The following is a 25,716-nucleotide window of genomic DNA, read 5'->3' as shown; positions in this document are numbered from 1 at the left end:
TCCAGCGCGTGCTGCTCCCGGGACCCTTCGGGACTACTGACTTCCCTTGGTGTCCGCTGCTACGTTGAGCCTCATGTTCCTCCTCTTGGCATAGGCACGCCCAGGACCGCGACCCGCACACAGCGCTCGCGACACTTCGGCGTCCCTCCTATCGCCTCGACCGAGGAACTTTTCCATGTCTGCGCCTGCTCAAGGGCGGCCCTCGTACGCCGCCGTACTGCGCCTTCCGTACGCCCGACGCACCTTCGGTGCCGCCCTGCTCGGGCGGCTCTCGTACCGGATGGTCGCCCTCTCCGTGATGATGGCGGTGACCCGGGCCACCGGCTCGTATGCCGTCGCCGGCACGATCACGGCGCTGTTCGGCGCCACCAGTGTCTTGCTGTCCCCGGTACGGGCGGCCCTTGTCGACCGCCACGGCCCACGCCCCGCGCTCCTGCCGATGGCCCTGCTCTACGCGGGCCTCCTGGGCGCGCTCGCGGCGGCCTCCTTGCGGCCCGGCGCCCCCGCCTTTCTGCTGGGCGCGATCGCCGCCGCCGCGGGCGCCGCGACGCCGCCGCTCGGCCCCTCGATGCGGGCCGTCTGGCGTGAACTCACCGATGACCAGGTGCTGTTGCAGCGCGCGTACAGCCTGGACGGCGTCGCGGAGGAGATGCTGTTCGTCTCCGGTCCGCTGCCGGTCGGCGCGCTGGTGCAGATCGCGCCCCCGGCGGCCGGGGTCGTAGTGAGCGCGCTGCTCGTGGGGATCGGGACCTTCGCGTTCGTCATGTCGCCAGCCGTGCGGGACTTACGGCCGACTGCCGTTGCCAAGGCGGCGGCACGCTCCGAGGCGCGGCGGCACGGGGCGCGGGCGCTACTGACGCCGGTCGTGGTGGCGGCCGCGGTCAGCGCGCTGGAGGTCATCGACGACTCTCCAGCGCGCTGTGAGGCTGTCGTGTGCAGACGGCCCCATGCGATGCCGCCTTACGAATTGATCTGAGCGAAAAGCCAACTGGTGACTGCTCGCGCGATACCTGCTACGAGGCCGCCCAGGGCAGTGCGGAGCAGGGCCGGGGACAGGGGCAGGCCCTCGCGGCGACGAGGTTGTTCGGGGAGCATCGGTCCTCCAACAGGTTGCGGAGAGCGGGTGGGGCGCCGGCCGGTTGTGCTCCATGTTGGGCATGGATTGGAGATCGACTCTCAGTTGCGACGGGGCCGTGCGAAGCTTGTGGCATCTGTACTGGTCCGGCCCGCGCGCCGGGGCGGGGTGGGGGCGAGGGTGCGATGAGTCGCGACAAGAGGACCGATCCGGTACGGCGGGCGCGGACGGTCAAACGGGCGCGGGTCGGGGCGGGGCCACTGCGAGAACTCAAGGACCTGCTGTACGAGGTGTACTTGGCGGCGGGTACCCCGACTTTGGATGAGATCACCGAGGGCATTGGCGCCGACAACGGACTGCCGGGCGCTCCGAGTCGGGACACTGTCCGACGGGTCCTGAACTCGCCGGAGGTGCCGGGCAATCAGGCCGATGCGATCGCCGTTGCGGTGGTACTGGCCCGATGCGCGGCTTGGGACGAGCGCGATCTGGCCGCGCGGGTACACGCGCTGTGGGTGCGGGCCCATATGGTCCAGCCACCGGGGCGGCCGATCCGCGAGTTCGTGGACGACCCGTTCGTATTGGAGGTGCACCGGGCCATCGGTGTTGGCGGCGCAGCTGCCGAAGCGGACCTTCCGCCGGAGCTGCCGATGCTCCCGGATTATGTCGAGCGGGAGCATGACGCGCGGCTCAGCGCGATGGTGGCGGAGGTCGCCGCGGGGGCGAGCCGACTGGCGGTTCTGGTGGGCGGGTCCTCCACTGGCAAGACCCGGGCGTGCTGGGAGGCGGTCCAACGGCTGCCCGAAGGCTGGCGATTGTGGCATCCGATCGAACCCGGCTGGCCCGAGGCCCTGCTCAACAGCCTCGACGAGGTCGCACCTCGCACCGTGATATGGCTGAACGAGACACAGCACTATCTGCTCACCCCGGCCGGCCCGCAGGGGGAGACCGTGGCCGCCCGGCTTCGCGCGCTGCTCCGAGACCCGGATCGCGCGCCGGTCCTGGTGCTGGGCACGTGCTGGCCCGACTACTGGGCGGCGCTCACCAGCGGCCCGGTGGACGGCCAGCCCGACCCGCACGCGCAGGCCCGCGTTCTGCTGGAGGGCAATGGCGTACCCGTACCGGATACGTTCAGCGAGCCAGCGCTGGATCTGCTGCGGAGCAAAGCCGCGAGCGACCCACGACTGGCCCGTGCGGTGGACGAGGCGGATCAGGGGCAGATCGCTCAATTCCTCGCAGGCGTCCCCGCTCTCCTCAATCGCTGGCGCACCGCACCCGCCGCTGCCCGTGCAGTGATCGAAGCAGCCATCGACGCCCGCCGTCTGGGGCACGGACGGGCCCTACCGGACTCGCTGTTGGAGCACTTGGCCCCCCACTACCTCACCGACCAGCAGTGGGAAGCACTCCCCGAGACCTGGCTCGCCCAGGCCCTCGACTACACCGGCGCCCCCTGCCGCGGTGTCCGAGGCCCGCTCAGTCGCGTCCGGCCACGCCCCGGCGAACCTCGTCCGGGCCAACCCTCTTACGTACTGGCCGACTTCATTGAACAGCAGGGCCGCGCGGACCGCCGTGCCCACCCGGTCCCGGCGGCTGTATGGCATGCGCTCCTTAGCCACGCGAGCCCGCCCCACCTCACCGATCTCGCCTGGTCCGCGCAGACGAGGGGGTACAAGCGCCTCGCGTTCCGCGGCTACTTGGCCGCCGCGGGAGGCGGGGACACCAGGGCCATGTTGTCCGTCGCCGAGTTGCTGAAGGCGGCGGGGCGTTCCGACGAGGCGATCGGCTGGCTGCGGTACGCCGCCGAGTCCGGCGAGGCCGATGCCGAACCGCGGACCATCAACGCCCTCCAGGACGCGGGGTGCGGCGCCGAGGCCATCGACTGGCTGCAACAGCGCGCCGCCGCGGGCAGCGACGACGCGTCCTTGAGGCTGGCCACTTTGCTGAAGGCGGCGGGTCGCGGCGAGGAACTGATCCCCGGTTATTTGCGCGCAGCCGAGGACGGCAGCACCAGCACCGCGATGAGAGTTGCCCGTCTGCTGGAGGAAGCAGGGCGTACCGAGGAGGCGATCGGCTGGTTCCGGCGCTGCGGCGACAAGGGCGCCTGGTCGGTGGGCAATCTGCTCAGGCGGACGGGCATCACGGAGGAGGCCATCGAGTGGCTGCGGGCGCGCGCTGAGGAAGGGGGCGGCAGCTCGCTTGCGACGGCGGCCGAACTCCTCAGGGAAGCCGGGCGCGCGGAGGAAGCGTTGCAGTGGCTGCGCACCCGTTTCGGCGCTGGTCACAACGGCGCGTTCCACGCCGCCGTCCGGTTACTCCAGGACATCGGCCGCCCGGGCGAAGCCCTGGACTGGCATCGATGTGCGGCCCAGCACGCCTCGGGACAGGGCCCGCTGAAGGGAGGCGCATTCTTCATCGTCCACAGGTCGGCACATGCGCTGTTTGAGGCCGGGTGCGTGGACGAGGCGACGGCCTGGTATCGCCGGGTGGCGCTGGGAGCGGCCGAGGACGGGAACCTGTACTACCTCACCAAGGCCCTGCGACGTCTCCAGGGCGGGGACCGGACCGAGGCCCTAATGCTTGGCTACCGCAGGACTTCTGAGCGCGAGTTCCTGCCTTTTGCAGTGGATGTTCTGGCGGGCAAGATGCTGGAAGCCGGATGCGTGGAGGAAGCGCTCGGCTGCCACCGGAGCGCCGTCGAGCACGGCTGGCACCACTCCCTTCTCCCGATGGCCGAGCTGCTTCTCCGGCTTGGCCGAGCCGAAGAAGTCACCGCCTGCTATGCCCGCGCGTACGAGGACGACGTGGCTGAAGCCCTGCCGCGGCTGGCCGAGTTGGTGATCACGGCAGGGGAGACCGAGCGGGCCCTCGACGCCCTGCGTGCCCGCGCTGATGCCGACGGCCTCGACGCATACTGGGCGGCGGCCGACCTGCTGCGTCGTGCGGGACGTACGAAAGAGGCACTCGCGTGGCACCGCCGCGCAGCCGGGACCGGTGACATGGAGGCCCGCTGCCGACTGGCACACTTCCTCCACGAGACGGGCCGTACCGACGAGGCCATCGCCCAGTTGGGGTCCTGGGCCGAAGCCGGGGACACGTTCGGACTGTGGCACGCGGCGTATCTGGCACGGAAGTCGGGTCATACGGACGAGGCGATTGTCTGGTACCGGCGGGCGGCCGAGGCCGACGACGACACCGAGTCCTTGCTACAGGCCGCGTACCTGCTCCAGCAAACGGGGCGGGTGGACGAGGCACTGGTCTGCTTTCAGCGCGCGGCCGAGGCCGGTGACGCCGAGGCCCTCTGGGAAGCGGCCGACCTGCTGCCGCGCGCCGGTGCCGACACCCTCGCCTGGCTGCGCGCCCGCGCAGAGTCCGGCAACGTTGAGGCCCAGTTGCAGATGGCCCTCCTGTGCCGACAGGGCCATCGTGTACCGGAAGCGCTGTCCTGGTACCGGCGGGCCGAAGGCGCCGGCAGCACCGTCGCCCTGTTCATGGCAGCACAGCTCCTCCGGGAGGCAGGACACAGCGACACCGAGGCGCTCTCCTGCTATCGGCGCGCGGCCGAGGCCGGCGACAACGAATCGTTGCGCCACGGAGCTGAGTTGCAGCTCTCGGCCGGATGTACGGACGAGGCACTGGCTTGGTACCAGCGCGCGACCGAGGCCGGCGACGACACCGCTGTTCAACAGGCCGCCCAGCTTCTCAAGGATGCCGAACAGGCACAGGAGGCGGAGTCCTTGATCCGGTACGGCTGGGAACCGGCCGGCGGAATCGCCGCTCCGTGGGACGCTCCATTGCCCCAAACCTCTAGCACGGTGCAGCGGTCGGTGAACACGTACTGGACGCGATGATTGACGTTCTCTCGACCACCTGGAAGCCCGCGGGAAGGTCGGTAGAGTCCTCGACCACGATGATGTAGACGCAGGCATCAAGTGCCGACTCGCACGCCGTCGTCTACCGCTGCATCGGCCCTTGGTACAGCAGCTGTGATCCCCATGCGCCCAGCCCACAGTCGTCCTCCCCGCTCCCAGGTGGGGCGGCTCCCGTTCGAACCGCCGCGGTACGGCGGTGGTGGGGCTCAGGCGGATTCGAGGAGTGGGCGGATCTCGATCGTCTCCGGAGTAGGCAGGGTCTTGGCCAGTTCGACGGCCTTCGCATGGTCGGCCACCTCAAGCACGAACCAGCCGCCGAGGGTCTCCTCGCTGGTGTGCGCGGGCCCGTCGGTCACTGATGACGCCCCGTCGGTCGTCTTGCGCACGGTCGCCGGGGTGTTGTGCTCGGTTTCCAGGGCGTCGCCGCCGACCAGCTTCCCGGTCGCCGCAAGCGTGCCGCTCCAGGTCTGGTATTCCGCGCGGTAGGTGTCCCGGTCGGCCTGGATCCGGCAGCGTGACTCATCCATCTCAAAGATCACGAGTGCGTATTTCACGGCTGTTCCTCTCCGGCCGCCGTGCGGGCGGCCGTTGGTGACGTTGACGGGTGTGAGGGAGCCGTTGGTCAGGTGGCGCTGTTCAAAGGGGCGATGCGAGCCAGCGCACCGATCTCCAGAGCTGCCCACAAGGCGCCGTCGGGACCTAGGGTGATGCCGTGCGGCTCGGAGCCGGGGGTGGGCAGGTCGTGCACGGTGATGGTGCCGTGGGGGGTGATCGAGCCGACGCGGTTGCCGCCCCACTCGGTGAACCACGCGGTGCCGTCGTCGGCGACAGTGATGGCGTGGGGCCGGGCTGCGCGGTCGGGCAGCGGAAACTCGATGACCTGCCCGTCGGGGGTGATCCGCCCGATCTGACCGGCGGAGATCTCGACGAACCACAGAGCCCCGTCGCGCCCCGCGGTGATGCCTACCGGAGCGGCGTCCTTGGTCGGCAGTGGGTGGAGGGTCACTGCGCCGTCCATGCCGATCCGCCCGATGGCGTTCGCCTGGTTGAGCGTGAACCACATCGCGCCGTCGGCGCCGGCGGTGATCGCGGAGGGGAACGCGCCCGTGACGGGGAGCGGGAACTCGGTGACCCGGCCGTCGAGGGTGATGCGACCGATGCGGTCGGCGGTGGTCTCGGTGAACCACACGGCGCCGTCGGGCCCGGCTGCGATACCGAAGGGCCCGCAGCCGGGGGTGGGGGGCGCGAAGTCGTTGATGACGCCGGCGGTGGTGATCCGCCCGATCCGGTGTGCCTGGTATTGGGTGAACCACAGGGCGTCGTCGGGGCCGGGGGCGATGACGGTCGGCCCGCACGCGGGGGCGAGCTGGTGGCTCGTTGGTTGTCCGCCGGGGACCAGTCGACCGATCCGGCCGCTGTGGACCAGGGTGAACCACAGTGCGCCGTCCGGCCCGGTGGTGATGGCGTACGGTCCGGCTTCGCTGTCAGTCACCGCGTGCTCGTCGATGGACACCTGGGTCACAGGGGTTTCTCCAGTTCGTGCTCGGCGGCGATGCGTGCGATGTCCGCGGGAGTTCCGGCCATGATGGTGCGGGCGTGTTCGGTGACCAGGTCGACAGGCCAGCCCCACCATGCTGCGCGGAGGAGTCGCTCGACGTCGTCGTCGGTGAACCGCTGTCGAATCGGCCTGGCCGGGTTGCCGCCGACGATGGTATAGGGAGGGACGTCGGCGGTGACCAGGGCACCGGCCGCGATGATGGCGCCGTCGCCGATGTGCGCGTGACAGGCGAGCGCATGCGAGCCGGCCCGCCGATCCAAGAGCCCCACGGCGACTGAGCCGACCGGGCCCTCCAGCACCCGCACGCCGATACCGACCAGCCCGCCTTCCTTGCTCTGGACGTCGACCGAGGGTGCGCAGAGGGTTGTCGGAGTTCGGATCCGTTCACCATGCCTGGTCACAGGGGCAATTCACTCCCCGTAACGAGTCCTCTATGGAGTTCTCTGGTGAGTCTTCTATGGGGTCCGCGTATGACGGCGTGGTGAGTACGACTTAGAGGAGCTAACAGAATGCTTGGACGCGTCGATAGGTGATGACGCAGCAGGCCAGTTTGAGGAATGCTTCGTGGACGTCGTCGCGGATCTCCCAGCGGATCCGCAGCCTGCGAAAACCGTGAATCCAGGCGTTGGTGCGCTCCACCACCCAGCGGACGGTGCCGAGCCCGGAGCCGTGCGGCACGCCTCGTCGGGCGATGACCGGTTTGATCCCGCGCTTCCACATCAGACGGCGGTACTTGTCGAAGTCGTAACCGCGGTCGGCATACAGCCGCCGGGGCCGGTGGCGAGGTCTGCCGGTACGGCCCCTGATGTGCGGTATCGCGTCGAGCAGGGGGAGTAACTGGGTGACATCATGCCGGTTGCCACCCGTGAGCGTGATGGCCAGCGGGGTGCCGTGCGCGTCGGTGATCACATGGTGTTTCGAGCCCGGTCTGGCACGGTCGACCGGACTCGGCCCCGTTTTGGGCCGCCCCGACGCGCCTGCCGATGCGAGCCGTCGATCACCGCCCGGGACCAGTCAAGCTTCCCCGCCTGGTGCAACTCGGTCAGCAGCACCTGGTGGAGCCGGTCCCATACGCCAGCTTCGTTCCAGTCCCGCAGCCGGCGCCAGCACGTCATCCCCGACCCGAACCCGAGCTCCTGTGGCAGCCACTCCCATTGGATGCCGGTATGCAGCACGAACAGGATCCCCTGCAGGCACCGGCGGTCATCCAGCGGCAGACGCCCCGCATTGCGAGATCTGCGCTCACGGACCGGCAATAGAGGCTCGAACCTCGCCCACAAGTCATCCCTCACCAGCCACGGCGGGCCCTTCCCCTTCCCCATGACATGCCCAACGAGCCACCAGGAAGCGAGACATGGCGACACAGAAGCTTTCTGTTAGCTCCTCTAAGGCGTGAACTCCGATCATCTTGGCGGAAGTTGAGTTGCTTCAAGCAGGCCCTGCTCACTGCCGTCCAAGCGGATGTGTTCAGGTGATCAAGCTGCGTAGAGAACAGTCGTGATCACCCACGGCCATGGGCTTCCTGTGTCCAGGGCCCGACCCACCCTGCTTTCGCTATCTGTGACGGTGTGACAGGCCGACTACAGTCAGACCCACTCAAGCTCCAACACTTGCCATCGGGTCCCTCCGCACGCCCGGAGTGAAGGACATTACGGCCAACCTACGCCGCAACGCCGGCAACCCCCGCCTTCCCCTCGCGCTCCTCGGCCTCGGATGAGCGCGAACCGGACATCACGCGACTACGTCGAAGCCCTGGCTCCCGGACCAGCGATGACAGGTACCCGCGGCTGCGGTGTCAGTCTGCTGAAGTATCCTTCCCGCCACCGCACACCGATTGGGAGGACCAAGAGAATTGACTGGCCTGTCTGCTTTCCCGCTGCCCTTTCATGCTTCTCGTTCCATAGCGTTCGCGACACCCCGAACGCTGCGGGAACTTCAGATGATGCAGTGCAGCGCACTCATTCGGGCGAAGCCGGGGTGGTTCGACAAGATGAACGATGCCGACATCGTCGCCAGGTGGACGCAAGAAGCGGTCGCCCAGGGCCTCACCGAAGCACAGGTTCGTTATGTGCTTGCCGAACTCCTGCATTACGCCGCGCTGCGGGACGGACGAACCGGCGTCGAGGTGTCCGCCGTCGACGGGGTATGGCAGTCGGACACGCTGGTCGACGACAAGCTCAGATCCCGGCTGCGCGAGGCGGTTCGGGTTCTGGAGCAGGTCCCCGAAGCAGAACAGGACTGGCATCCCGGATCCGACGGCCAGGTACTGGATCTGGTTCATCCCTCACTGTTCTGCCTGGTGAGAGAGGTGAGCGGTGGGCCCGAGAGGGCTTGGCAGAACCCGACGGACCGCTACTCGAGGTACGAGTTCTCGGAGAAGTTCCAGTGGCTACCCACGGACGTCGACGTCAATGACGACGGCGATGTCAGCTTTCGTTCGTACGTCAACAACGTCCACCCCGAGACGCATCGCGAACTAGCCTCCGTCCTGCCGGACTTGTTCGCGCGCTTGCGCCCACTGCTGGAGAACGTGCTCACCGATCTGCGCCATCCGCGACCCCTACGGATCGAAGCCGATCCTTTCGGGTGGTACGACTCGGAGCCGGAGTATCCGGACAAATCCTCCTACAGTGATGATGAGGCCTACGCAGAAGCCCGCCGTGCATGGGAAGAGGCCCAGGACGACTGGTGGGAAAACCGCCGCCCGGCGATCCCGGACGCCCCGGCCTTCACTCCGCCCGAGTTTCCCGATGAATCCGCCCGAGTCGACCTGCGCGGCCGCCGTCTCCAGGTCATCGTCAAGCTCGCCACCATTCATCTCACCCCGGACAAGCCCGAGTACCCCGGCGGTTCCTGGCATGTCGAGGGGATGATGAACGAGCGGATCGTCTCGACCGGCATCTACTACTGGGACAGCGAGAACATCACCGAAAGCCGGCTGAGTTTCCGGGCGGCACTCGACGACCCGCACTACGAACAGAACGACGACAACGGCCTGCGTGAGGTCTACGGCCTGGAGGACGAAGACGCACTGAACCAGATGCTGGGATCGACATCGACCCCAGCGGGCCGCTGCCTGGCATTCCCGAACATCCTGCAACACCGCGTCGGCTCATTCCGCCTCACGGACCCCACCCGCCCGGGATATCGCAAAATTCTCGCGTTCTTCCTGGTCGACCCGTCGGAAAGGATCGTCTCGACATCCGATGTGCCACCGCAACAACCATGGTCCGACACCTCGACCATGACGCTTGAACAGGCCAAGAACTACCGCGAACAACTCATGCAGGAACGCAAGTTCTTCGTCGACGAACACAACGAGCAGCTCTACGAACGAGAATTCTCCCTCTGCGAGCACTGAACCCCTTCTATCCTGAATACATGCAGGTCAGGACGGTGCGGCGGCCTTCGCGAGAGAAGGGGATGGCGTCGCCGCCCTCGAGGAGCAGGTGTTCGGGAATGCGGAGCAGTGGTTCCATGCCCAGCATGAGGGCCGCGGCCTCCATGGTCGCGGCTTCTGCCTTGCGGATGGGCGAGAGCATGCTCCCGACGATGTACCGGCCTGGCAGCCAGGGGAACGTGATGAGGGCGTCACGGGTGTAGACCTGGTTCGGATTCGCGTGGGCCTGCGCGAACACCTCATTGTTTCCTACGAGTTCGGAAAGACGTCACCAATCGTCCTGGAAAACGTCACCGCATCGCTCATCGGCCAGGGGGAGAACGCCCAGATGAAGTGCAACAGGCCAACTACCACGAGGACAATCGTCAACGCCATGGGGACGACACTGCGGACCATGCTCAGTGCTCCAATCCCGTGCCGACGCGTGCGGATCTAGTATGGCAACGCCCCTTTTCGCCAAGGTAGTTGACCCCAGCACGCGCGAGACCTATGCGGTCAGATGCAGTCAGAGCACCAGTACGGACACGCTCACGCAAGACTGCGACAACAGGTCTCCGGAAGCTCGACCTGACTCGCATCACCGAGCTACCAGGAGGTCCTGCCCTCATGCACCGCCCTCGCGATTGCCCGAATAGATACTCTGCTCGACTGACAACTCCACTGACCGGAATGCGGATGGCTTCTAAGATCACCCCGCCCCACACGGGACGGAACGATCCACCGCCAGACCCGTCACGGAACCCTTCGGACAGGCCCTAGCCCTGGCCGTGCCCCTGGCCCTGAAAAGGCAGGCGCGGCTGGTCAGCTGGTCCCCAGGTGAGTCCGCAGGTCGGGGGGCGTCGATCGGCAGGCTGTAGGTGGAAGGCCACCGGCAGCAGCGCCACCGCGATCGGGGAGAAGCTCAGGACCCGTCCGATGGCTTACGGCCCGGATGACGGCCGCACGACAACGCCCGCCCCGATGGTGTCGAGGCGGGCGTGAACTGTCTGCCGGAGTGATCAGACGTTGTTCTCGGCGTCTTCGTACGCCTTGATCTGGTTGTCGATGGCGCGCGCCTCGGCGCGGGCACGCTCCGCCGCCTCGTGCTCGCCGTCCTGGTCCAGTCGGTTGGCCTTGGCCTTCAGGTCGGCGGACTGCTGGCGCAGCTCGTCGAGGTTGACGTGGATGCTGCCCGCCCGGGCCACCGCGGCGTGCGAGCCGGTGGTCGTGGCGGCGTGTGCGGGCAGGGCCGCGAACAGTACACCTCCGGCCATTGCGGCTGTGACGGCGAAAGCGGAAATGCGTCGACGCATAGGGTCCCCCTGGTCCGAAAACGGTGGTTACTTGTGGATAAGTGTACGCGAAATGATCTTGCGCTCTTGCACTCGATGCAACGTCAGGGGGAATTGACCTGGGATGACGCAACCGGCTCGCTCAATCTCCTTGGATTGATGGGGTGTTGCCGTCAGTCTCGCTCTGCGGGGGGTCGGTACGCGGGGCCGTCGGTTCAGGGCCTGGATGGTGCGGGCGAAGTCCTCGATCGCTGCTGCGATACGGGGACGGGCGCTCGAGCCCGCCCCCGCCAGCAGGCGGTACATGTGCCTGGTGGACGACGTGGAAGGCAGCGACCCGGTACCCGCCGTGGGATGCCGGTTGGCGAAAGAGAATGCCGGTGATCACCCGGCGGTGGCTCTTCCCCCGTCCGCCGCGCCCAATGTTCCGCGGCAGGTGCGCGTTCAACCGAGCCCACTCTGCGCCGGACAAGTCACCACGTCCCACGAGGGGCGGAACGACATGGATTCCGCCCAGTCATCAGCCATCGGACACTGCCTAATCCGTTCGCCGGGTGCTCGGCTCGGTGACGACACGGCCTCCTCGGTGACAGGCTCACCGACGAGCGGATACATCGACCGACCTTCACTGGCAGGATCGCGTGTGATTCAAGGGTGAATGCTCCAACGCCGTGGCCCGTCCATCACCGGTGGTGGTCCCGATCTGCTGCGCCCCATGGGGTCACGTACTGGAGCGAGAGGCGTTCTGCGGTCTTTTGCCGCAGACGGCGCCATGCACGTTGAAGGACGCGCACGCGTTGCCATTTCACCCTCAGGAGCGGAAAGCCACATGCTCACTCCGGGGCACTGGGGCGACGCCCCACAGCTCATCGCGGCCAGTCCCGGCTGACAGTGGCGGGTCAATCGACTGGGCGGGGAGCTCGTAGGTGCCGGCGCCGGGCCAGCTCTTCGTCGTCGGCGCAGCGGGCCGATCCGTTCCTGAGGAGGCCGCAGCAGCACTTCCTGGGTCGCCTTCGCCACCGATCTGAGCTGCGTCAGTTCCCGCTCGTGCCGCTCGCGGCGATACGCCAAGAAGGTCACGAACGCCGAGATCAGGATCAGAGTGGTGATCTGGAGGGAGTGGTTGAGATCCGTCAGGCTGGTGCGCACAGCGGCGACGACCGCCTGAGCCAGTACGGCCACCACGCCGACGAATGCCGTCATCCGCGGGCTGCCGAACGACGCCGTGATGGCGGGAGCGGCGACCAGGAAGGGGCCGAGGTGTACGTCGGGCGGAGCCAGGATGTCGACCGCCGTGACGACCAGGACGGAACCCGCAGCCCTCGGCAGCGCCCGCGGCACCCGCCGAGCAGCAGCACCGGCAACGCCGATAGCTACCGAACCTGGCCTCCGGAGGCCAGGTGCCCGCAGAGGACACGGGTGGCCACGGCTAGGCAGCCATCTCGCTCCGTATCTGCTCCAGAGACTGCGAGGCGGCAGCATGCTGGGCGGGCAGCCTGGCTCCCGCAGTGCGCATGATCCGTTGGAGCTGATGGGGCAGGCGCTGCGTGGCCGCCTCTCGGATCGCGCTGTCCAGCGACTCGGCGGCGCCGCCGCGGTCGTCGGCGAGCAGCTGGACGTGAGCGACGGTGATCAGCTCGATGACGCGCCACTGCGGGGCCACGACCGTCGTAGGCGCCGGACTCTGTTCCACCAGCCGCATGGCCACGTCCGTTCGTCCGGTGGAGACGAGACCGCGCAGGCGGATCTCGTGGAGCGAGAAGGGGTTGAACAGGCTGGTGTGGTCGACCCGGGAGAGGAGGTCGTCGGTCTCCCGCATCACGCGGTCGAAGAGCTGGCCGTTGCGCAGTGCGCCGGCCGCACGGGCGAGGAGTGGCAGAGCGGCGGCTCGGGCGGTGTCGGTGGCCGCGGCGCGGCACAGCCGCTGGACGGCCGCTCCCCGCAGGTTGGCCTTGCGCAGCTCGTTGCCGTGCATGCGCAGCGCGTACGAGTCATGCCCGGGTCCTGGAAGTACTCGGCGATGTTCAAGCTCTTGGCCGTCCAGTGGGCCGCTGTGGCGAGACGCTCCTCGGGCAGCACGTTGCCCAGGGCGACGCCGAGGCCCACGCGAGCCCGGGCGAGCAGGTACAGCACGTCGCGCTCGGTGTGGCCGTCGTCGATGCGGGCTTCGAGCCGGGCGACGAGCGGCCACAGTTCGGCGACGGCCTCGGAGGCGTGGCCGGACTGGCGGGCGATCTCGGCGAGCCGGACGGTGGACTCCCCGAACTGCAGCATCGCCCGGTAGTCCGTATCGGCGGGGTCGGTGATCCCGAGGACGTGCGGCGGCAGCTGCAGAGCTTCGCAGATGCGGCGGCGGGAGCCGACGTCGTCGAGGGCGCGCTTTCCCAGTTCGAGGGCGGAGATGTAGGTCTTGTCGTAGCCGAGGAGTTCGCCGAGGAAGGTCTGGTTGATGCCGTGCACCCGCCGGTAGAACCGCATGATGGCGGCCAGGTCCCCCGTGGAGAGGATGAGTTGGGCCTGCGGGGTCGCCCAGTGCCATTGGGCATGTCGGGCTGAGGGCTGGGGCTGGGGCTGGGGCTGGGGCTGGGGGAGGATCCGGCTCGTTTCCGTTCGCTGCACGATCTCGCCCCCGGCCATCGTCGGCTACATCCGCTCGGAGTCGTCCAGGTCTGCTGGGTCCGCGTGCCTGCGGCCGTACCAGCCGGCGATGGCCTGCTTGTAGCCGTCGGGCATGTTCAGCCCGGGCACCTCGTCGGCGGTGAACATGCCGAGCTGCTTGTGTTCGTGGCTGACGACCGGCAGCCGGTCGGGGGTCAGCACGGTGCAGCCGTAGGTGACGATCAGCACTCTCCGCCCGGGGATGGGCTGGTAGATCCATGTCCCACCGTCGATGAGCGAGCCGGCCTTGACCTCCCAGCCCGTCTCTTCCTGGATCTCCCGCTCCAGCGCAGCCTCGGGACTGGCGTCCGTCGGTACGGCACCATCCGCGCTGCCGATCTCCAGACGACCGCCGGGCAGTTCCCACTCGTCGCGCTCGTTCTTCAGCAGCAGTACGCGGTCCCGCGCATCGAGCGCGACGCCCTTCACGGAGACGGGCCGGAGCGGCGGCATGTACGTCATGTCGGTCCTCGTGTCCTGCGGTATGCGACCCGGGCTTTTGGAACGTAGCACGCATCACCCAACCCGCCTCCGTCGCGAGCGATTTGCCCGAGTCGACAATCAGTCGCTTTACCCCGACAGCCCCGGATCCCCACCCTGATCACACCTGCCTCGATTGAAGGAGTACGGCGATGCGCGATGCCGCAACAGGCTCCGTGACGTTCTTCGCTGATCACTACGTCAACATCCGTGCCTCGCACGCCGGCGACGTGCTCGCCGCTCAGCTTCGCGAGACCGGCCTCGTCACCGTCGAAGGACTCCAGACCCGGAACGAGGTCCTGACGTTCGCCACACGGGTGATGGCCATCACACCGCACCCGCACAGCGCGCCGGACGGTCTGACCCTGATCCGCGACACGGGCAGCCACGCCCACCGTGCGGGCTTCGCCGGACTCGGCAGCGGCGAACTGCAAGCGCACACAGAACGATCCGGTATCCCCAGGCCGCCACGCCTGATGCTCCTGGTGTGCCTGCGCCCCGCGCCCAGGGGCGGTGACGTCCTCCTCGCCGACGGACGCGACGTCTACGACCTGCTCGTGGGCAGTTGTCGATAAGCCGCCGTCACGTTGGCCCAGCCCCGTACCGCGTACTTCGGAGCGGGGGCCGGCCACACCACCCAGGTCCTCACCGCCCACGCCGACGGACGGATCTCCATACGGCTGCGCCAGGACGGTCTGGCCCGGTGGAGTCCGATCGCCCAGCCGTACCTCTCCCGCCTGCGCGGCGCCATCGGGCGATCCGGTCTCGCCGTTGCGCTGGACCACGCTCTCACTGCGGTCCATGGCCTCGGCACTGACCACTCAGGGCAAACCCCATCAGCGCGGCGACCGTCGGACGCCTGCTGCACACCCTGGGATACAGCCTGCAAGGCACTGCCAAGACCACGGAAGGCGCCAGTCATCCGGACCGGGACGCTCAGTTCACGCACATCAACGCCACCGCCGCCGCATTCCTCGATGACGACCAGCCGGTGATCAGCGTGGACACCAAGGCCAAGGAATGGCTGGGCAACCGTGACCGGCCCGGCCGCACCTGGCGTCCAAGCGGAAATCCCATCCGTGTGGACTGCCACACCTTCACCACGAGTGACCAGCCCGTGGTCATCCCTTACGGGATCTACGACATCGCCCGCAACACCGGCTGGGTCAACGTCGGGACCGACCACGACACGGGCGAATTCGCGGTGGAATCCATCCGCCGCTGGTGGCAGCACCGCGGACGCGGCGACCACCCGGACGCCACCCGCCTGCTGATCACCGCCGACTGCGGCGGTTCCAACGACCTCCGCCGCTGGACATGGAAGAAACACCTCGCCGCCTTCGCCCTGGAAAGCGGACTCGAGATCACGGTCAGCCACTTCCCACCGGAACATCGAAGTGGAACAAGAGCGAACACCGGATGTTCTGCCACATCACCGCGAACTGGCGGGGCAGGCCCCTGACCAGCTACCAGACCGTCATCGACACCATCGCCGCCACGACCACTCGCACGGGACTCAGGATCGGCGCCGAACTCGACACCGGCCGATATGACCTGGGCACCGCAGTCCCACCCGCCGAGTTCCACGCCCTGCCGATCACACCACACACCTTCCACGGCGACTGGAACTACACCCTGGCACCGTTCCCTCCCCGGCTCCCCGAGCCGGCAGCGAGCCGACAACGGATCGACCCCGCCCTGACCACGATGCTCACCGACCCGGCCCTGACAGGCATGTCACGCTCCGCCTTCGACCACCTGGTCACCATCTCGGAACCGTACTGGGACGCCCTGGCCGAGGCGGCATTCCAACGACGCTTCCACCGCCCACGCAGCTACCTCCACCCGCAGACCAGCAGCCTCGACCACTACCACCGTCTGCTGACCGCCCTGTTACGCCGCCGCAGAGCCGTCACCAGCACACTTCTGGCCCAGCTCCTGAACGTCGGCCGCACCAACCTGTCCAACCAGTTCCAAGACGGCCACCGCCTCCTGGACCTGCATCGCATCGTGGTCACTCCGCTGCCCGGAACCCCGGCCCGCACCCTCGCACAACTACAAGCCCGCCTACCGCTACACGGCGAAACCACCACAGATCAACCCTGACAGTTATTCAGACACAGGCCCCCGCGGTCCCGGAGTACTGACGCTGGACCCCTGCCGAACGGGTCCCCTTCTTCAGGAAGCCGGTGTCGTCCACGATAAGCACGGCCTCGGGGTCGCCGAGGTTCTCGGCGACGTAGTCACGCACATCGTCGAGGACCTCATCGGCTTCCCACTCGATCCGGTTCAGCAGCCGCTGGATACGGTCCGGAGCGGCATGACCGGCCTGTTCGGCCAGTGTCCAGCCGTTCTTCCGCTCCAGCGGAGCGATCAGTCCCCGCTTAGAGGCAAGCGCCGACTCCCGCGGCTCCGTCCTGGAAAACCGATGCACGAACCGCTCATGCACAGCATCCAGTTCACCGGCCCACACCCTGACTGCAACAAGGTCCCCACCCATGACCAGACCAACGACCCACCTGCCCAACCGTCACGCCAAACACCGTTGCAGTACTAGGCCGTTTCGTTTTGGATCACCTCGTGGACCAGAGGAAGATGGCTGCGATGTGGAGTCCGGCCAGGTAGATGGTGGCGGTCTTCTCGTAGCGGGTGGCGATGCCTCGCCACTGCTTGAGGCGGTTGATGCACCGCTCGACAGTGTTGCGCTGCTTGTATGCGTCGCGGTCGAAGGCCGGTGGCCTGCCGCCGTGGCTGCCTCGCCGCAACCGGTGGCCACGCTGGTCCGCCGGGACGGGGATCACCGCCCGGATGCCGCGTCGTCGCAGGTGCTCGCGGATGGCGCGTGAGGAGTACGCCTTATCGGCCAGGACTACGTTGGGCCTGGTCCGGGGCCGTCCACGCCGACGGGGAACCCGCAGTCGGGCCATCACGTCCCCGAAAGTGGGGGCGTCACCCGCCTGTCCTGCGGTGAGAACGAAGGCCAGAGGCCGACATCGGGCATCGGCCGCAAGGTGGATCTTCGTACTCAGCCCGCCGCGGGACCGGCCGAGGGCATGGTCGTGCGGCTCGCCGGCCGGGGCCCCTTTTTGCGGGCCCCGGCCGAGTGCTGTTGAGCGCGCACGATCGTGGAGTCCACCGAGACCACCCAGTTCAGATCCTCGTCGGCGTCGGCCTGGGACATCAGCGCAGTGAGGACACGCTCCCAGGTGCCGTCGACGGCCCACATCCGCAAGCGGTTGTAAACGCCCCTCCAGTTGCCGTACTTCTCCGGCAGGTGCACCCACTGCGATCCGGTCCGGAACTTCCAAGCGATCGCATCGATCACCTCACGGTGATCCCGCCACCGGCCACCCCGCCTCGGTGTCCGGTCCGGCAACAACGGCTCAATCCGCGCCCACTGCACATCAGTCAACAGCACACCCGGACCAACGATCCGGTGATCTGAAAGGAATGGTCTAACTCCCGGCCGTGGCAGCCGTGACCACGATGACCGCGGCCATCGCCGCCTGCATGTCGCGGATGGCAGCGTGGACGCTCTCGGCTGCCCATTGCCCGGCGGCCACCTGCGCCATCCGCGCGGCGACCTCCTTGCGCGGGCTGTCGGGGAAGGCCAGGCGGTGCAGCTTGGCGGAGTGGATCAGCGCGATCAGGCCCGCCGTCCGTGTGTCCGGCTCGGCGCCGCCCAGTACGACGGCGCGGAGCCGTTCCCGCAGCTCAGCCTCAACGGCGCCATCGGCCTCGGGGTAGAGGCGTATCGGGAACACTCCGAGTGCCTTGCGCTTCTCCTCCACGACCACTCCGCGCTGGCACAGGCTCTCCAGAGCCGCACCGACGGACTTGGCCTGGTCCTTCGTCAACCACTCCGTCACCCGTCCCTTCTTGCGACCGCGCAGCCAGGTCTCGATCAGTGCCGTCCGGCTGTCGAGCAACTGGTCCCCGGTCGGCGTCGTATCTGTCAGTGCGAGGTGCTTGCCTGCAACGGACACTCGCCTGGCCAGGACCAGTTCGAGCAGGATGCCTCCCGACACTGCCCACCCAGCGGCGCTCCGCTGCTTCGCCGACCCGGACTCATCGTCCAGAGACAGCAGCATGATCTCCTCGGCCAGTGTGATCGCCATACCCACTACCCCCGTATACGCCCCGTGATCGCTTTCTCATGATCAGACGCCCGGGACCGCTAAGAGGTTCCTCCTTTAATTCCGGCCCTGGCCCGACCCTCTCACCTCATGCGTGGTCCGCGGACTGATCCGAACGAGACGGCCTAGGCCTCAGGGTCGGCGGAAGTGCGTTTGTAGTGACATGTGTAGGGATAGGGGTCCCCGCCGTCCGCGTGGACAGTCCCGTCCATCCACAGCTTTCCGTGCTCCAGATGGAACGGCAGAAACTGGTGGTCGTTGTGATTCTTGAAACTAAGCACCAGATAAGGCGTCAGGCCGGGGTCGTTGTTGACCCCATGCCATTTCCCGTCGCTTGAACGGCGTGTCACCTGCGAGTCCGGCCCGGGGCCGTCCCACTGGACCGGAAAGTCCTTGCTGGAGAAGGTGTAGTCGTCGCGTAGCCGGACGATCGGCGATCCGCATTCCCCCTCCCCGTCCCACCGGCCGACCAATTCGGCATGAGTGACGGCCTTCGGAGTGGGGGCGGGTTTGGCTGTCCCGCAAGCGGACGGGGCGAATGCCATCACGGTGGCAGTCGCAAGGCTTGCGCCGATGCGAAATATGTCGAATTGCATGCTGTCTGCTTCCAACCGTTGGATGACGCCCAGTATGCCGGTCGGTGATCCGAAAGAGACGGCCTAGCAGGCGCTGGACGAGATCCAGCCTTCGTTGTCACGGTGGCGGTCCAGCCCCACGGCCTCGAACTCGTCCTCACCCAGGCCCCTTCGCGTGCCCAGCCGCCCCAGGGACTGGGAGATCGGGCTGACTGTTCGGGAGAACCGCTTCTTCGTTGGCACATCCAGCGGCCCCAGCACCAGTGCCCCGTCAGCCCAGACGGCGGCTCGTTGCTCGCCGACGCCACCAAGGTACTCGGCCTCCACATAGGCAACCGGCCCTGAGACCGACCACTGAGCGAGCAGTCTCTCGAAGCCACCTGGCAGCCGCCAAAAACCCAGATCCCCTGCGGCGCTGCCGTCCGTGACGCCGTCGAAGACCTCATCCGTCATCGGCATCAGCGACAGGCCCTGCCGAAGGGGCGCCACTCGGGCTCCCGGAACGTCCCGTGCCGCGGCACTCAGCAGCTCGTCCCCTGCGATTACCGCCTGCAGTACGTAACCCACCCCAGGCCCCTCCCCAACCGATTGGAGCCCTCATCTTGCCTGACGCGTCGGGCACGAACCCGAGCGCCTCTCACTACAGAACCCACAACCCACCAGCGAGTTCCTGCCACGGCTACCACCAGATTCTGCGAACCCGCTGGTTTCGTTGAATAGGATGCGAGTCGTGTTGAGCGCCTCGAAGACCCAGCAGTACCTGCGCCGACTCGGGCTGCCCGCTCCCAGGGCGCCGTCGGTGGCCGGGTTGTTCGCCCTGCACCGGGCGCACGTCGAGCAGGTGCCCTACGAGACGCTGGAGATCCAGCTGGGGCGGCCGACGACGGTCGATCCGTACGAGTCGGCCGACCGAATAATGCGTGGCCGCGGCGGCTACTGCTACCACCTCAACGGCGCCTTCGCCACGCTGCTGACCACGCTCGGATACGAGGTCCAGTGGCACGTCGCCGGGCTCCAGCCGGATGCAGGGATGCCCGCCGGAGCGAACGGCAACCACGTCGCATTGACCGTCGAATGCGAGGGCCGCACGTGGTTCGCGGACGTCGGTCTCGCCGACGCACTGCATGAACCAATGCCACTGCGGGAGGGGACATACCAGCAGGGGCTGATGACATTCGGCCTCCGCCCTTCAGCCGCCGAACCGGGCGGATGGCGGTTCGATCACGATCCCAAGGATCCTTCCCGGGAATGGACTTCCTGACCGCGCCCGCCAGCCCGGCCGACTTCGCCGAGCGGCATCAACACCTCTCGACCTCTCCGGACTCGCCGTTCGTCAGCACGGCCTGCGTGTTCCGACGGGACGCCACAGGACTCGACGCACTGCGGGGCTGCGTCCTGACCCGCACCGACGTCGACGGCCGGCACAAATACGAGCTGACCACCGGCGAGGAGTGGTTCGCGGTACTCGGCAGCCGCTTCGGGCTGACCCTGGACGACCTGCGCCCCGCCGACCGCGACGCCCTGTGGCAAAAAGTCCACACCACCCACCTGGCCTGGAAGGCCACGGCCACCCAGCCCTCGTAGCTACGCCGCCATACGGCCGCCAGCGGCCCGGGGGCGCTGCCGCGTTGTTCACGGACGCACTGTCCCAGTAGCGGTGCCCAGACAGACCCAAAAAGCATCCTTCGACAGGGACCTTTCGAGATCAGTCCTTCGAGGAGGCGCGCGACCAGTCGTAGGCGGCGGCTGAGCGCTTGAGCCGGCGAAACCCGCCAACTCAAGCGCTCAGTCACAACGTGTGTGACTGAGCGGCCGAGCCGGCCCGTGAGCGCTTGAGTTGGCCCGGGTGAGCGTCGTGGTTGGCCCGCAGGGCGCAACTCAAGTCGTCAGGGTGTACCGCCGAAGACGACGTCCTTGGTCTCGACCGCCCCAGCCGTCCGCCCCGGCGCCGTCTGGTAGGTCCAGTACAGGTTCGTGTGCGCGATGACCTGGTCCGGCGGGGGCGCACCCCATGCTGTCTTGTCGCCCGTCGTGTGGGCGTCGCTGACCAGCGTCGCGTCGTACCCCCTGGCGAACGCGCCGTGGAGCGTCGAGCGGATGCACGCGTCGGTCTCCGCACCGACGACGACGAGCCGCCCAACACCGAGTCCCGACAGCACGGTCTCCAGAGTGGTGTCCTCGAAGGAGTCGCCGTAGCTCTTCTCGACGAGCGGCTCGGCGTCCTCTGGATTGAGCTCCGGGACGATCCGCCAGTCGTCGCTCCCTCTCGTGAGCTCCTCGTCGGAGTGCTGGACCCAGACGACCGGGACCCCTTCCCGCCGCGCCCGCTCGACGAGGCTGGCGACGTTCGCGACGACCACGTCGCGCTGGTGGACCCCTTCGACGACGCCCTTCTGCACGTCGACGACAAGGAGCGCGGTGTTCGGCCGGTTCTCCAATATGGTCATGATCTTCCTTTACTCTCGCTGGGCTCGTGTCTACGCACGGTAGCCCCACCCACCGACAGCGGGCCGGACGTCGATCAGCGCCGCCACCCAGGCAGCAGCACAAGGAAGTCCGGTCCGTGCTGCAGCCCAGGGCGCTGCTGCTGGCCCGCCCGTGAGGTGAACCCGCATATTGGCGCCGACGCCAGCGCCGGGGAACCGGCCACACCCTCGGCCGACCAACCCGGCCCGCCATACCGCTTCTTGCGCAAACCACGCAGGTGAGCGAGGCGGCCCACAGGGTGGGAGGCGACTCTCTCAGGTGTCCCTGCAGTGCGCACAAGACCCAAGGGAGTAGCCTCTGACCTGGGGTGTCAGGGGCGGGTGGCGGCCACGAGCTCGCCGGTCGTCACCACTCGGGCGAAGCCGCCGCCGTGCAGCGAGACGGCACTCGCCCGGGCGAGTTCGTCGGCCGTCAGATGCCAGCCATTCGGGCCGGTCAGGCCGAAGGTGTGGGTGGCGTCGAGGACGACCAGCACGTCGTAGCCGAGGTTGCCGCCCATGCGGGCGGTGGTCTCCACGCACATGTTGGTCTGGATGCCGGCCAGTACGACCTGGGTGATGCCTGCCGCCTTGAACCATTCGTCAAGGTTGGGGGTGCCGTAGAACGCCGAGTTCGCGGACTTGGTGACGAGTAGCTCCGGACCGCCGCCCTTGCCGCGCCGCTCCTGGACGTACTCCTTGAAGTCGTTTCCCTCATACCCGGTCCGCAGCGGCGAGCCAGGCTTGTTCGAGTCGTGCCGCACGAAGACGACTGGCCGGTCCGTGCCCTGCCAGGCCACGATCAGCGAGGCGATGTTCTCATCGGCGGCCGGGTTGTTGCGTGAGCCCCAGAACTCCGACTCGTCGAAGCCCTTCTGCACGTCCACCACTACCAGCGCCGCGTTCTGTGTGATCTCCATGCCCACGATCCTGCCGCCCCGCCGGGCCCGCTCACAGAAGACGAAAAGACAGCGATCGATGGCTTACTGCCAGGGTGACCCGACCGTCACCGGCCCACCGCATCGCCCTGCTCGCCTTCCCCGGCATCCGCGCCTTCGACGTCTCGGTGATCACCGAGGTATGGGGGACGGACCGCACCGACCGCGGGGTGCCCGCGTTCGAGCTGCGCCGGGTGGCCGCGGGCCCCGAACCGGTACCGATGCGCGGCGGGCTCGCGCTCACACCGGACCGCACCCTCGCCTGGCTCCCCTGCGCCGAACTGATCCTGGTGCCGGGCCTGGACGACCACGTCACCCCAACACCCGAGCCGGTCCTGGCGGCGCTGCGCCGCGCCCACGACCGGGGCACCACCATCGCCGCGCTGTGCGGCGGTGCGTTCACTCTCGCCCAGGCGGGACTGCTGGACGGCCGCCGGGCACTGACCCACTGGGCGCTGACCGACCTGCTGCGGGCCCGGCACCCACGGGTGCGGGTCGAGCCGGACGCCCTGTTCGTCGAGGACGGCAATCTGTGGACCTCCGCCGGTACCGCCGCCGGCATCGACCTGTGTCTGCATCTGGTGCGTGCCGCACACGGCGCGGAGGCGGCCGCGACAGTCGCCCGCTCCATGGTCACCGCACCGTTCCGGACCGGCACCCAGGCCCAATTCATCGAACATCCGACACCGCACGCCGACCGCGACGCGGACGCGCTGGCCGAGGTGCGCGCCTTTGCCCTGGCTCATCTCAACGAGCCACTCACCGTGTCCGCGCTCGCCGCCCGTGCCGGGATGTCGCCGCGCTCCTTCGCCCGGCACTTCGCGGCAGCCACCGGGACCACCCCGCTGCGCTGGCTTGTCGACCACCGCATCGCGGCGGCCCAGAAGCTCCTCGAACGCACCGACCTACCCGTGCCCGAGGTCGCCCGCCGGTCCGGTTTCGGCAGCGAGGTGACCATGCGCCAGCACTTCGTATCCCGCCTGGCAACCAGCCCGCGCGCCTACCGCACCTCGTTCGCTGAGCAACCGCCCTCTGCACAGACGCGTTGATTGCGGGCCAGCCACTACGCTCCGCCGGGCCAACTCGACCACTCACGGGCCAGCTTGCGCGCTCAGTCACATTTCCCGACGATCTGGTGCAACTGCGGCGTGACCTTGATCAGGTCAACGCCGACCTCAAGGCATTCCTCGACGCGCACCCGCATGCCCCGGAGCCCCTTGACGGCTGGCACGGCAAACCCGGCGAAGGCTACTGGCGCGATCGGCAGCGCGACCCCTCGCCCGGCTGGAGCGACGACGACAAGGCGCACGAGACCGAACTCCGCCGGAACCTCCTTGACCTCATCGGCAAGGTCCACAGCCACCCACACTGGGACGCCCTCACCGGACCCGACCTCGTCAAAGCACGCATGAAGCTCAAGCACATCGACGACGCCGACGAGGACTGACCGGAATCGCAGAAGCCCCTGCCCGAACCGGGCAGGGGCTTCTTGCAGTACCGCACGCCAGCGCTCCATCCGGGGCCGGCGGGGCCTCCATCTGCCGCAGTTCGAGCTACCTACTCCACCGCATACAGCAGCTTGTACTCAGCGCCATCCGCCCTGAAGTGCAGACTGCGTTCACCAGGCGTATCCGTAATCCACTGCTTCCCGAGCCTGTCATCCCTGTCCGGGCCGTCGTCCTCCCAGAGAGAGACGGCAATCGTTCCCGTGAAGTCGCAGTCGTACTTCACGGTGTACATCCGGCCCCCCAGCACCGTCCCATTCCACACAGTGCCGCGATTCTGGACAACAAGCCTCGGCTCATCGAAGCCGCTCCAGTCCTCAGCCGTGACGCACTTGAGCTTCTCCAGATACAGCTTGGCCATACCGTCCCCTGTGAAGGATCCTTCCCGACACTTCACATCCTGCCGAGCCTCAATAAACGATCACTAAACGATCTGGTGCGGTATTCGCCGCCGCGGCGATGCCCCGCCCAACACCGACGGGGCGTCGCCGCAGTCCCGGTCAGAGCAGCCAGTGGGCGCCAGCCCCACCAGCCCCGAGGCTGACCAGCCACGCCAGCAGCGCCGGCGACAACGCCAGTTGCAGATGATGGCTGGCGCGTACCTGCAGACCACGGCGCCCCAACGTCAGACACCACGCCTCAGACGCCTGCGGCCGGGAACGCTTCCCGGGACGCGTAAAACTTGATCCAGGTGCTACCGTCATGAACGACTCCAAACTTGATACGAGGGGTCTCGCTGAGCGGGGTGCAACCCGCAGGCACTTACACAGCCGAGGTGTTCCACCACCTCGGCTGTTTTGCTGCTCAGACAGTAGCGCCGCCGAGATCCAGACAGACTGGAAGCGATCGAATCCTGGACACCTGAAACTCACTGAGACTCACTGAGGCTGCATTGCACGTGTATTGGGTCTCGAGAGTCCGGGGCTGGTCGAAGGTGGGTAATTTAGTCAATGCTGCAGGTCAGGATGGCGTTCCCACCTGGCACTTCCCTGCAGGGGGGTGTCAAAACCATCCTTCAGCTGTGCGATCGCCCCGGGGTGCAGACACTCGATCACAGGGAACCCGCCGCGCTGGCAGACGTGTCTGAAAATCACCTACAGGTGTCAGGGCGTCCTCAACCGCGTCGTCCAAGCTGGCCCAGCCGCTAACCTCCCCCTGCACACGACCTCAGGGGGAACGCGTGGACGAGGGCAAGGCCGCCTTATACGCCGCCATCATCGGCTTCGCCGCAGCCATCATCGGCGCCGCAGTCGGCGGATGGGCCAGCTGGCGAGCAGCACGACATCAAGTTGTTGGCGGGGCAAAGAACGAGCACAGGCACTGGGTACGCCAAGAGCGACGGAGGGCTTACGGGCAAGTGATCCAAGCAGTCCAAGAGCTCTCGCACGGTGAGAGAGCTCTGCCGAATCCTGACGTGCCACCCAATGACTACACGCAATCTCAAGATATCGGGAACACGCTGTTAGAACTTCAAAAAGCAGTCATCGTCGCGTGTGAAGAGGCATACATATTCGGGCCAGAGGGTGTGACGAAGCATGTCGAAGCGCTCCGGAAATCCTGCTGTGAATTTATTGCGTCCTCATTGAAGCTGCATCAGCAGGAGGTTGGAACCGAAGAACATTCCCAGGCTAGAGGAGAGAGGGATGGTGCGTTGAATAAAATGATGGGCCGACATGGGGCATTCATCGCAGTCTGCAACTTCGAACTCATCGGTGAAGGACTCAACTCCGACAGCAGTTACATACCCGCGCCAGACTAATCCTGCAGCCCTGACTTGCGTCTTCGCTAC

General features: G+C 67.4%; 24 protein-coding genes and 4 pseudogenes. 10 read left to right on the top strand and 18 right to left on the bottom strand.

Annotated features, from left to right (window positions below):
- Positions 1-175 precede the first annotated feature (175 nt).
- A pseudogene (locus tag KI385_RS02980) lies at positions 176-883 on the top strand (MFS transporter); the annotation flags it as partial.
- Between the two features lie 377 nt (positions 884-1,260).
- The gene (locus KI385_RS02975) at positions 1,261-4,920 is read left to right on the top strand and encodes a tetratricopeptide repeat protein (RefSeq protein WP_238570671.1); all 3,660 of its coding nucleotides are present in this window, start codon (positions 1,261-1,263) and stop codon (positions 4,918-4,920) included.
- A gap of 227 nt (positions 4,921-5,147) precedes the next feature.
- Here KI385_RS02975 and KI385_RS02970 read toward each other — a convergent pair whose 3' ends face one another.
- The 4 genes from KI385_RS02970 to KI385_RS02955 form a co-directional block, all read right to left on the bottom strand.
- Positions 5,148-5,480, bottom strand: coding sequence for a YciI family protein (locus KI385_RS02970; RefSeq protein WP_281066970.1), 333 nt, complete (start codon positions 5,478-5,480; stop codon positions 5,148-5,150).
- 83 nt (positions 5,481-5,563) lie between these two features.
- Positions 5,564-6,463, bottom strand: coding sequence for a Vgb family protein (locus tag KI385_RS02965; RefSeq protein WP_238570669.1), 900 nt, complete (start codon positions 6,461-6,463; stop codon positions 5,564-5,566).
- Complete coding sequence (locus tag KI385_RS44450) at positions 6,460-6,900, bottom strand: LbetaH domain-containing protein (RefSeq protein WP_425356855.1); 441 nt, start codon at positions 6,898-6,900, stop codon at positions 6,460-6,462. The genes KI385_RS02965 and KI385_RS44450 overlap by 4 nt, the downstream gene beginning before the upstream one ends.
- Positions 6,901-7,000: 100 nt before the next feature.
- Positions 7,001-7,821 (bottom strand): IS5 family transposase gene (locus KI385_RS02955; RefSeq protein ID WP_238570668.1). Its coding sequence is split into 2 segments (ribosomal slippage): positions 7,001-7,458 and positions 7,458-7,821, totalling 822 coding nucleotides; the frame shifts between segments, so codons are not numbered across the junction.
- A gap of 530 nt (positions 7,822-8,351) precedes the next feature.
- Between KI385_RS02955 and KI385_RS02950 the strand changes: the two genes are divergently transcribed.
- Positions 8,352-9,860 (top strand): DUF4246 domain-containing protein, encoded by a 1,509-nt coding sequence (locus KI385_RS02950; protein WP_238570667.1) that lies wholly within the window; start codon positions 8,352-8,354, stop codon positions 9,858-9,860.
- Positions 9,861-9,867: 7 nt separating this feature from the next.
- Here the strand turns inward: KI385_RS02950 and KI385_RS02945 are convergent, their stop codons facing one another.
- The 6 genes and pseudogenes from KI385_RS02945 to KI385_RS02920 all read right to left on the bottom strand — a co-directional run bounded on the left by KI385_RS02945 (position 9,868) and on the right by KI385_RS02920 (position 14,290).
- On the bottom strand, positions 9,868-10,137 hold the full coding sequence (locus KI385_RS02945; RefSeq protein ID WP_238570666.1) for a hypothetical protein: 270 nt from the start codon (positions 10,135-10,137) through the stop codon (positions 9,868-9,870).
- Between the two features lie 760 nt (positions 10,138-10,897).
- Positions 10,898-11,152 (bottom strand): hypothetical protein, encoded by a 255-nt coding sequence (locus KI385_RS02940; protein ID WP_238570665.1) that lies wholly within the window; start codon positions 11,150-11,152, stop codon positions 10,898-10,900.
- Between the two features lie 379 nt (positions 11,153-11,531).
- A pseudogene (locus KI385_RS02935) lies at positions 11,532-11,657 on the bottom strand (IS5/IS1182 family transposase); the annotation flags it as partial.
- Between the two features lie 942 nt (positions 11,658-12,599).
- Positions 12,600-12,989, bottom strand: coding sequence for a hypothetical protein (locus KI385_RS02930; protein WP_238570664.1), 390 nt, complete (start codon positions 12,987-12,989; stop codon positions 12,600-12,602).
- On the bottom strand, positions 12,989-13,789 hold the full coding sequence (locus KI385_RS02925; protein WP_238570663.1) for a helix-turn-helix domain-containing protein: 801 nt from the start codon (positions 13,787-13,789) through the stop codon (positions 12,989-12,991). Before KI385_RS02925 ends, KI385_RS02930 begins: the two co-directional genes overlap by 1 nt.
- A 24-nt stretch (positions 13,790-13,813) precedes the next feature.
- Positions 13,814-14,290 carry an NUDIX hydrolase gene (locus KI385_RS02920; RefSeq protein WP_238570662.1) on the bottom strand — a complete coding sequence of 159 codons (477 nt, stop codon included), beginning with the start codon at positions 14,288-14,290 and terminating at the stop codon, positions 13,814-13,816.
- A 170-nt stretch (positions 14,291-14,460) separates the two neighbouring features.
- Between KI385_RS02920 and KI385_RS02915 the strand changes: the two genes are divergently transcribed.
- Both KI385_RS02915 and KI385_RS02910 read left to right on the top strand, forming a co-directional pair.
- Positions 14,461-14,883, top strand: coding sequence for a TauD/TfdA family dioxygenase (locus tag KI385_RS02915; protein ID WP_238570661.1), 423 nt, complete (start codon positions 14,461-14,463; stop codon positions 14,881-14,883).
- A gap of 178 nt (positions 14,884-15,061) precedes the next feature.
- Positions 15,062-16,455 (top strand): annotated as a pseudogene (locus KI385_RS02910) (ISAzo13 family transposase); the annotation flags it as partial.
- On the opposite strand, the pseudogene KI385_RS02905 reads toward KI385_RS02910, so the two are convergent.
- The 5 genes and pseudogenes from KI385_RS02905 to KI385_RS02885 all read right to left on the bottom strand — a co-directional run.
- Positions 16,434-16,808, bottom strand: a pseudogene (locus tag KI385_RS02905) (transposase); the annotation flags it as partial. The pseudogenes KI385_RS02910 and KI385_RS02905 sit on opposite strands and share 22 nt — an antisense overlap.
- A 73-nt stretch (positions 16,809-16,881) precedes the next feature.
- A protein-coding gene (locus KI385_RS02900) for an IS5 family transposase (RefSeq protein ID WP_425357057.1) occupies positions 16,882-17,741 on the bottom strand; the annotation gives its coding sequence in 2 pieces (ribosomal slippage) (positions 16,882-17,387 and positions 17,387-17,741; 861 coding nt in all).
- Positions 17,742-17,763: 22 nt separating this feature from the next.
- Entirely contained in the window at positions 17,764-18,426 is a 663-nt protein-coding gene (locus tag KI385_RS02895) for a GOLPH3/VPS74 family protein (protein WP_238570660.1), read from the bottom strand.
- Positions 18,427-18,569: 143 nt separating this feature from the next.
- Positions 18,570-19,040: a hypothetical protein gene (locus tag KI385_RS02890; RefSeq protein ID WP_238570659.1), complete on the bottom strand. Its 471-nt coding sequence runs from the start codon at positions 19,038-19,040 to the stop codon at positions 18,570-18,572.
- Positions 19,041-19,103: 63 nt separating this feature from the next.
- On the bottom strand, positions 19,104-19,508 hold the full coding sequence (locus KI385_RS02885) for a hypothetical protein (protein WP_238570658.1): 405 nt from the start codon (positions 19,506-19,508) through the stop codon (positions 19,104-19,106).
- 241 nt (positions 19,509-19,749) lie between these two features.
- On the opposite strand from KI385_RS02885, the gene KI385_RS43820 reads away from it, so the two are divergent.
- Together KI385_RS43820 and KI385_RS43815 are read left to right on the top strand one after the other, a co-directional pair.
- Positions 19,750-20,280 carry an arylamine N-acetyltransferase family protein gene (locus tag KI385_RS43820; protein WP_281066780.1) on the top strand — a complete coding sequence of 177 codons (531 nt, stop codon included), beginning with the start codon at positions 19,750-19,752 and terminating at the stop codon, positions 20,278-20,280.
- Positions 20,268-20,603 (top strand): arylamine N-acetyltransferase, encoded by a 336-nt coding sequence (locus tag KI385_RS43815; RefSeq protein ID WP_281066779.1) that lies wholly within the window; start codon positions 20,268-20,270, stop codon positions 20,601-20,603. Before KI385_RS43820 ends, KI385_RS43815 begins: the two co-directional genes overlap by 13 nt.
- A gap of 302 nt (positions 20,604-20,905) precedes the next feature.
- Here KI385_RS43815 and KI385_RS02875 read toward each other — a convergent pair whose 3' ends face one another.
- Positions 20,906-21,466 (bottom strand): isochorismatase family protein, encoded by a 561-nt coding sequence (locus tag KI385_RS02875; protein WP_238570657.1) that lies wholly within the window; start codon positions 21,464-21,466, stop codon positions 20,906-20,908.
- Positions 21,467-21,816: 350 nt separating this feature from the next.
- Positions 21,817-22,404: a cysteine hydrolase family protein gene (locus tag KI385_RS02870; protein WP_238570656.1), complete on the bottom strand. Its 588-nt coding sequence runs from the start codon at positions 22,402-22,404 to the stop codon at positions 21,817-21,819.
- A gap of 74 nt (positions 22,405-22,478) precedes the next feature.
- Here KI385_RS02870 and KI385_RS02865 point away from each other — a divergent pair, with 74 nt between their 5' ends.
- Both KI385_RS02865 and KI385_RS02860 read left to right on the top strand, forming a co-directional pair.
- Positions 22,479-23,471, top strand: a complete 993-nt coding sequence (locus KI385_RS02865; protein ID WP_238570655.1) for a GlxA family transcriptional regulator — start codon at positions 22,479-22,481, stop codon at positions 23,469-23,471.
- An 86-nt stretch (positions 23,472-23,557) separates the two neighbouring features.
- Positions 23,558-23,869 carry a hypothetical protein gene (locus KI385_RS02860; RefSeq protein ID WP_238570654.1) on the top strand — a complete coding sequence of 104 codons (312 nt, stop codon included), beginning with the start codon at positions 23,558-23,560 and terminating at the stop codon, positions 23,867-23,869.
- A gap of 110 nt (positions 23,870-23,979) precedes the next feature.
- Here the strand turns inward: KI385_RS02860 and KI385_RS02855 are convergent, their stop codons facing one another.
- On the bottom strand, positions 23,980-24,288 hold the full coding sequence (locus KI385_RS02855; RefSeq protein ID WP_238570653.1) for a hypothetical protein: 309 nt from the start codon (positions 24,286-24,288) through the stop codon (positions 23,980-23,982).
- Between the two features lie 819 nt (positions 24,289-25,107).
- On the opposite strand from KI385_RS02855, the gene KI385_RS02850 reads away from it, so the two are divergent.
- Positions 25,108-25,686 (top strand): hypothetical protein, encoded by a 579-nt coding sequence (locus KI385_RS02850; protein WP_238570652.1) that lies wholly within the window; start codon positions 25,108-25,110, stop codon positions 25,684-25,686.
- Positions 25,687-25,716: the final 30 nt, after the last annotated feature.

Origin of the sequence: Streptomyces inhibens (assembly GCF_022221585.1) — a bacterium.
Lineage (GTDB): Bacteria > Actinomycetota > Actinomycetes > Streptomycetales > Streptomycetaceae > Streptomyces > Streptomyces inhibens.
Note: the sequence above shows the minus strand (reverse complement) of the source record. Positions and strands in the feature narration are given on the sequence as shown.